At 68.3% G+C, this 6,929-nt stretch carries 4 protein-coding genes; all 4 read left to right on the plus strand.

Annotated elements, in window-relative coordinates:
* Positions 1-3: 3 nt before the first annotated feature.
* Positions 4-909 (plus strand): ectoine hydroxylase, encoded by a 906-nt coding sequence (gene thpD / locus YWY_RS0109225; RefSeq protein ID WP_028847388.1) that lies wholly within the window; start codon positions 4-6, stop codon positions 907-909.
* Positions 910-1,409: 500 nt separating this feature from the next.
* Positions 1,410-2,228 carry an MIP/aquaporin family protein gene (locus tag YWY_RS0109230; RefSeq protein WP_028847389.1) on the plus strand — a complete coding sequence of 273 codons (819 nt, stop codon included), beginning with the start codon at positions 1,410-1,412 and terminating at the stop codon, positions 2,226-2,228.
* 60 nt (positions 2,229-2,288) lie between these two features.
* Positions 2,289-3,803 (plus strand): glycerol kinase GlpK, encoded by a 1,515-nt coding sequence (gene glpK / locus YWY_RS0109235; RefSeq protein ID WP_028847390.1) that lies wholly within the window; start codon positions 2,289-2,291, stop codon positions 3,801-3,803.
* A 1,353-nt stretch (positions 3,804-5,156) separates the two neighbouring features.
* Positions 5,157-6,383: an MFS transporter gene (locus tag YWY_RS0109240; RefSeq protein WP_028847391.1), complete on the plus strand. Its 1,227-nt coding sequence runs from the start codon at positions 5,157-5,159 to the stop codon at positions 6,381-6,383.
* Positions 6,384-6,929 lie beyond the last annotated feature (546 nt).

The following is a 6,929-nucleotide window of genomic DNA, read 5'->3' on the forward strand; positions in this document are numbered from 1 at the left end:
ACCGTGACTCTCGCAAAGAGCCGGATTCCGGACACCTATCCGACCCGACTCGCCAGCGGGCGGGCGCAGCTGCTCGAGCGGACAGACCCCACCGTCTGGGGCGACGAAGCGGACGGCCCGTTCGACGCGGCCGGGCTGGCGGCGCACGACAAGAACGGCTACACCATCATCGAGGGCCTGCTGACCCCCGCCGAGGTGCAGACCTACTGGCAGGAGCTGAAGCGGCTGACCAGCGACGAGCAGCTCAAATCGGACGAGCGGGTGGTGACCGAGAAGCGCTCCGGCGAGATCAGGTCCATCTTCGAGGTGCACAAGATCAGCGAGGCCATCGCCGAGCTGGCCACCGACCCGCGCATCTTGGACCGGGCACGGCAGATCCTCGGCTCCGAGGTGTACATCCACCAGAGCCGGGTCAACTACATGCCCGGATTCCGCGGTACCGGCTTCTACTGGCACTCGGACTTCGAAACCTGGCACGCCGAGGACGGCATGCCGCGGCCGCGGGCGGTCAGCTGCTCGATCGCGCTGACCGACAACTACCCGTTCAACGGCGGGCTGATGGTCATGCCGGGATCCCAGCGGACGTTCGTGCAGTGCATCGGCGAGACGCCGGAGAACCACTACAAGAACTCGTTGCGCGAGCAGGAGATCGGCGTGCCGAGCGAGGAGAACATCACCAAGCTGGCCGCCGAGCACGGCATCGACCAGTTCACCGGGCCCGCCGGGTCGGCGCTGTTCTTCGACTCGAACATCATGCACGGGTCGGGCAACAACATCACGCCGTTCCCGCGCTCGAACATCTTCCTGGTGTTCAACAGCGTCGAGAACACGTTGGTGGAACCGTTCGCGGCGCCCGCACCGCGTCCGGAATTCATCGCCGCTCGGGACTTCACGCCGCTGACGCGCTGACGGTACCCGCCGGGGCTTCATAGCCGTCATCACCGGCGGCTCGCCGACGCCCACAGGCCGTGCAGGAGCTTTCCTGCACGGCCTGTTTCGTCCGTTCGCAGCCTCCCGCAGCTTGCGTCCGTATGCCGGCCTCCGCTGTTTCCGTCCGCGCCCTGCCTTCTGTGCTGGGTACGTTCGTTCGCCACCCTCACCTGCGCTCTACCAGCGCATTCGACGCGATTGGACCAGTCACGACGCATCTCACCGCGCTCCCGCCCGTCCGGATCGAGTTTGTCCAGGTCAGGGCCGCACCAAACGGAAGATCTCCGGTCACGGCCTCGCCCGCACCACATGAATTCACCCATTGGCTTGTGAGCTGAGCCATAATCAACTTCGCGGGGGCACTGCGGGTCGACTCCTCCAGCAGCGCGTAACCGATCGACTCCGTCGACCGAAGTCGCGTTGCAAGGGGATGCTCCGTGTCCTCACGTGCCCGCAAGGATCGGACGCTTGGAGGAGCTGTGAACCTAGGAACGGTATTCGTCAGTGAGCTGGTCGGCACAGCCATGCTGATCTTGCTGGGCGCGGGCGTGGTCGCCAACGTGCTGCTCAGGAAGAGCAAGGGCTACGACGGCGGCTGGCTGCTGATCAACATCGGGTGGGGTTTGGCCGTGTTCGCCGGCGTCTACGTCGCCTACCGGAGCGGCGGCCACATCAACCCGGCCGTCACGCTCGGCATCCTGGCCAGCGGAGAAGCGGAATACGCGCCCGGCGTGGCCATCACGTTCGGATCCACGTTGGTCTACATCGCCGCACAGTTCATCGGAGCGTTCATCGGAGCCTGCCTGGCATGGGCGGCCTACAAGCCGCATTTCGACAACGACCCGGACGAGTCCAAGAAGCTCGGCGTCTTCTCCACCGGTCCGGAGATCCGCAACTACGGGTGGAACTTCACCACCGAGGTGATCGCCACGTTCGTGCTGGTCTTCGTCATCCTCAGCTTCGGCAAGACGCCGACCGGCCTCGGCCCGCTCGCTGCGGCGCTGCTGGTGGTCGCGATCGGTGCCTCGCTGGGTGGCCCGACCGGGTACGCCATCAACCCGGCTCGTGACCTCGGCCCCCGAGTGGCGCACGCAGTGCTGCCGTTGCATTACAAGGGCTCCCGTGCGGCCGCCCGCGTGGCCGCCGGTGCAGGCGGCGAGCTGCCGGAGGACCCTGGTCCCGGCTCGGACGCCCCCGGCAAGAAGGGCTCCAGCGACTGGGGTTACTCGTGGGTGCCGGTGTTCGGCCCGATCGTGGGTGGTGTGCTGGCTGGGTTGCTGTCCCAGGCTCTGCTGTAACCGACCGCCGGATCACCTCCGGCACATCCCGACCGACAAGCTCGCAAAAGAAGGGACATCATGGCTTCTTACGTCGCAGCGATCGACCACGGCACGACCTCCACTCGCTGCATGATCTTCGACCACTCCGGCGGTGTCATCGCCAGCGAGCAGCGGGAGCACGAGCAGATCTTCCCGCAGGCAGGCTGGGTCGAGCACAACCCGGAAGAGGTGTGGGAGAACACGCGAGCGGTCGCCGCGGGCGCGCTGGCCAAGGCGGACCTGACGGCGGGCGACATCGCTGCGGTCGGCATCACCAACCAGCGCGAGACGACCGTGGTGTGGGATCGCAAGACCGGCAAGCCGGTGTACAACGCGATCGTCTGGCAGGACACCCGCACCGACCGCATCATCGCCAAGCTCGGTGACCTGGGCGGCGGCCAGGAGCGCTACCGGGAGAAGACCGGGCTGCCGCTGGCCACCTATTTCTCCGGTCCGAAGGTGATGTGGATCCTGGAGAACGTCGACGGCGCGCGTGAGCGCGCCGAGGCGGGTGACCTGCTGTTCGGCACGATGGACAGCTGGTTGCTGTGGAACATGACCGGCGGCCCGGACGGCGGGTTGCACATCACCGACCCGACCAACGCGTCCCGGACGCTGCTGATGGACCTGGACACGCTGAACTGGGACCCGGACATCGCGTCGGACATGGGCATCCCGATGTCGATGCTGCCGGAGATCAGGTCGTCGTCCGAGGTCTACGGCACGGTCCGGGAGCGGGGCGCGCTCGGCGGAGTGCGCATCGCAGGCATCCTGGGCGACCAGCAGGCGGCCACGTTCGGCCAGGCCTGCCTGTCGCCGGGCGAGGCGAAGAACACCTACGGCACCGGCAACTTCGTGCTGCTCAACACCGGCACCGAGAAGGTGCTGTCGCAGAACGGCCTGCTCACCACGGTTTGCTACAAGATCGGCGACAACGCACCGGTGTTCGCGCTGGAAGGCGCGATCGCGGTGACCGGGTCGCTGGTGCAGTGGCTGCGCGACAACCTGAAGATGATCAGCTCGGCGGCCGAGATCGAGGAGCACGCCCGCACGGTCGAGGACAACGGTGGCGCCTACTTCGTGCCGGCGTTCTCCGGCCTGTTCGCGCCGTACTGGCGGTCCGACGCCCGTGGCGCCATCGTCGGCCTGACCCGCTACGTCAACAAGGGTCACCTGGCCAGGGCGGTGTTGGAGGCGACGGCGTTCCAGTCGCGCGAGGTGATCGACGCGATGAACGCCGACTCCGGTGTGCCGCTGAAGTCGCTGAAAGTCGACGGCGGCATGGTGGTCAACGACCTGCTGATGCAGTTCCAGGCCGACATCCTCGGTGTACCGGTGATCCGCCCGGTGGTGAACGAGACCACCGCGCTCGGCTCGGCGTACGCGGCGGGCCTGGCCGTCGGATTCTGGGAGTCCGAGGAGGACATCCGGAACAACTGGGCCGAGGACAAGCGCTGGGAGCCGAACATGGACGAGGCCCGGCGCGAGCGCGAGTACAAGAACTGGAAGAAGGCGGTCACCAAGACCTTCGGCTGGGTCGAGGACGAGGACTGACCGCTCGTCGAGGAAGTGCCGCTCGTCCCCGCGCGGACGAGGGCAGGTGAGATCAGCGAGCGCGGCACCGCATGGCTGGGTCCTCGTCTCCCCGCGCGGACGAGGGCAGGTGAGTGCGCGAGCCGGCCCGGCCCGTCCGGCCGCTCGGCCTGTGGCTGGGCCGGCTCGTGCGCACTCGCGGGCAAGCTGGGTGCACCGCCGACATCCACACCCGCCACCACCAGCGCGGCAGACTCCTCGGCGCGCTCGGCACCTGGACGTGCGATGGACAGGTCATGACAGCGAACCGGGCTCCCCCAGTGGGACGGCACGCAACCAGATCAGCCGGTCAGGGGCCGGTCGCAGCACCTGCCGGCGATGACGACACCGACGACCGGCAGCCGGAGCCGCGGTACGTCCGAGGCCCGGCCTGCCAGTGGTGGCGCACCGCCGACCAGTGGCCGACACCGATAGGACCGACACGAAAACAGGTGCGGCGGCGGAAGTCGGCGAGCGCGACGCGGGTCGATGGGGTCGGCAGTTGGGTGAGATCGCGACGCCGGTCGACGAGCCGGGCGCGAACCGACGGATCCAGGTGCGGAGCGGGGAGCCGACCCGAAGCGGCGAAACCCCATACGAACCGGGGAACCGACGCCGACGGCCACAACCTACACGGACCGAAGCGCCGACCCGAACCGGCGGAACCTGGACGGACCGGTGTGCCGTCACGAGCGAACGGATCACTGTGCGGATCGATGAGCCGGGCGCGAGCTGACGGATCCCGCTACGAAGCGGTGTGCCACCGCGAGTTGTGCCCGGTATCCGGTACAGACCGGCGCGTTGGCACGAGCGGGCAGGTCGGCGTCCGCATCGACGAGTCCGCCACGAGCTGACGGAACCCAGGACGAATCAGCGAGCTCCCCCCGTGAGCCAAGCGGGATCACCGAGCTCCCGCCGTGAGCCGAGCGGGATCACCGAGCCATCGGCGGATCCGCCGTGGCTGCCGAGTTTCGCTGCTCGGCCGGCCGGGAACCGGCCGCCCACCGGGCCCGCAACCCGGTTCGGTTCGCGTTGCTCTTGCGGGCAACTCACGCGTGTCGCATGGGCCAGCCGGAAAGGGATGTGGATCACCTGCACAGACGTGGAGCCCACCCGCACGCCCGGTCCGATGTACCGTGGCGCGAGACCCGAAGCTGTAAACGGCGGCGCAACCCCGCGCGGAACGGACAGCACCCGTTTTGCGTACAACTTTCCTCGGTTACGGCGGGAATTCGACTGATTCCTCCTCGTAGTGGCTGACGCCGGGGCTGCCCGCTGCTAGCCTCCGCCGCGCGGCATGGTCGCCGATGCCGCGCAAGGGGGGAGAGGTTTTAGGTGAGTACGCCGACGTTCACCGCTGTCTTGCGGGTGGCCGAGTTCCGGGCCATGTGGCTGGCCGAGGTGTTGTCGGTCGCGGGAGACCAGATCGCCCGCGTCGCGCTGTCCGTGCTGGTGTTCGACCGGACGGACTCGGCGGCGCTGACCGCGCTGACCTACGCGCTGACGTTCCTGCCCGCCCTGGTCGGCGGAGTCATGCTGTCCGGCCTCGGTGACCGTCACCCGCGACGCACCGTGATGATCGCCAGCGACATCGGCCGCGCCGTTCTGGTCGGCCTGATGATCGTCCCGGGCATGCCGCTGTGGGCGCTGTGCGCGTTGGTGGCCGCGGTGACGTTGCTGAACGGCCCGTTCAAGGCGGCACAGCAAGCGCTCCTGCCGGACGTGCTCACCAACGGCAAGTTCCGGGTCGGCATGGCGCTGCGGAACATCAGCTCGCAGGCGGCCCAGCTGGCCGGGTTCGCCGGCGGAGGCTTGATGGTCGCGCACTGGGGGCCGTTCGTGGCGCTTGCCGTCAATGCGGGCACGTTCGTGGCATCGGCCGCGCTGCTGCTCCTGTTGCGCCGTCGTCCTGCGGTGACGCCCAGCTCGAAGGAGGGGCAGCAGTCCTACCTGTCCTCCATCGCCGCCGGAGCCGCGCTGGTGTTCCGCGTTCCTGCCTTGCGCACGCTGCTCGCGCTGAACTGGCTCGCCGGGTTCTACGTCGTGGCCGAAGGCCTTGCCGCACCGTACGCCGACGAGATCGGCGCAGGACCAGCCGCGGTGGGTCTGCTGATGGCGGCCGACCCGCTCGGCTCGGTCATCGGCGCCGCGATCTTCGGCCGCTGGGTCTCCGAGGAGACCAATGTGCGCGCGCTCGGCCTGCTCGGCATCGCGGCGGGCATCCCGCTGATCCTGCTGGCGCTGAAGCCCGCACTGATCGTGGCCCTGGCACTGCTGGCGCTGTCCGGCGCATTGGCCACGGGATATCACTTCCAGACCGTCGTGCAGTTCACCGAGCGCCTGCCGGACGAACGACGCGCGCAGGGCACCGGCCTGGCGTCCTCCGGGGTGATCACCGTCCAGGGCCTCGGCGCGCTGGCCGCCGGTGGGCTGGCCGACCTCATCGGAGCGGCGAACGCCATCGGCGTGGCCGCGGTGGCTGGTGTGCTCGTCGCGATCCCGATCGCGATCTCGTGGGCCCGGGTACGCCACACGCCGCCGGTTCGGAGCGCAGCAGCATGACGGCACCGGTCGGGGGCGCGCCCGCGGGAATCCGTCTCCGCACCAATTTTTCAGTCGTCTCGATTCGCCACCACGAAAGCCGTCCCGCAAGCACGCGAGCGACGTCCCGACCGTACGAAAGCCTCAGTTGTCCCGGTTGGCCATCTCGGACTCCCCTCTGTTCGGCTGCCGACCCTGCACCCCAGCGACCACGTCAGTTGTCCCGGTTGGCCACTGCCTACACCTCCGATTCCGTGACGAAGCCCGCACGTAGTCACCGACCGCTCAGTTGTCGCGGTTGGCCATGTCCAGCACCTCCCTGTCGTCGCCCGGACCTGTCGGCTCACCTGCTCAGTTGTCCCGATTCGCCATGTCCACACCTCCTCACCGCAGAACCCAACCGGCTGCCGCTGTCAGTTGTCCCGATTCGCCACCGCACACCTCCGCTCGACTCGCTCCCGCTCTCCATCACCCGCTCAGTTGTCCCGATTGGCCATGTCCAGCACCTCCCTGTCGTCGCCCGGACCTGTCGGCTCACCTGCTCAGTTGTCCCGATTCGCCATGTCC

Source organism: Thermocrispum agreste DSM 44070 (genome assembly GCF_000427905.1).
In the GTDB taxonomy this organism is placed as follows: domain Bacteria; phylum Actinomycetota; class Actinomycetes; order Mycobacteriales; family Pseudonocardiaceae; genus Thermocrispum; species Thermocrispum agreste.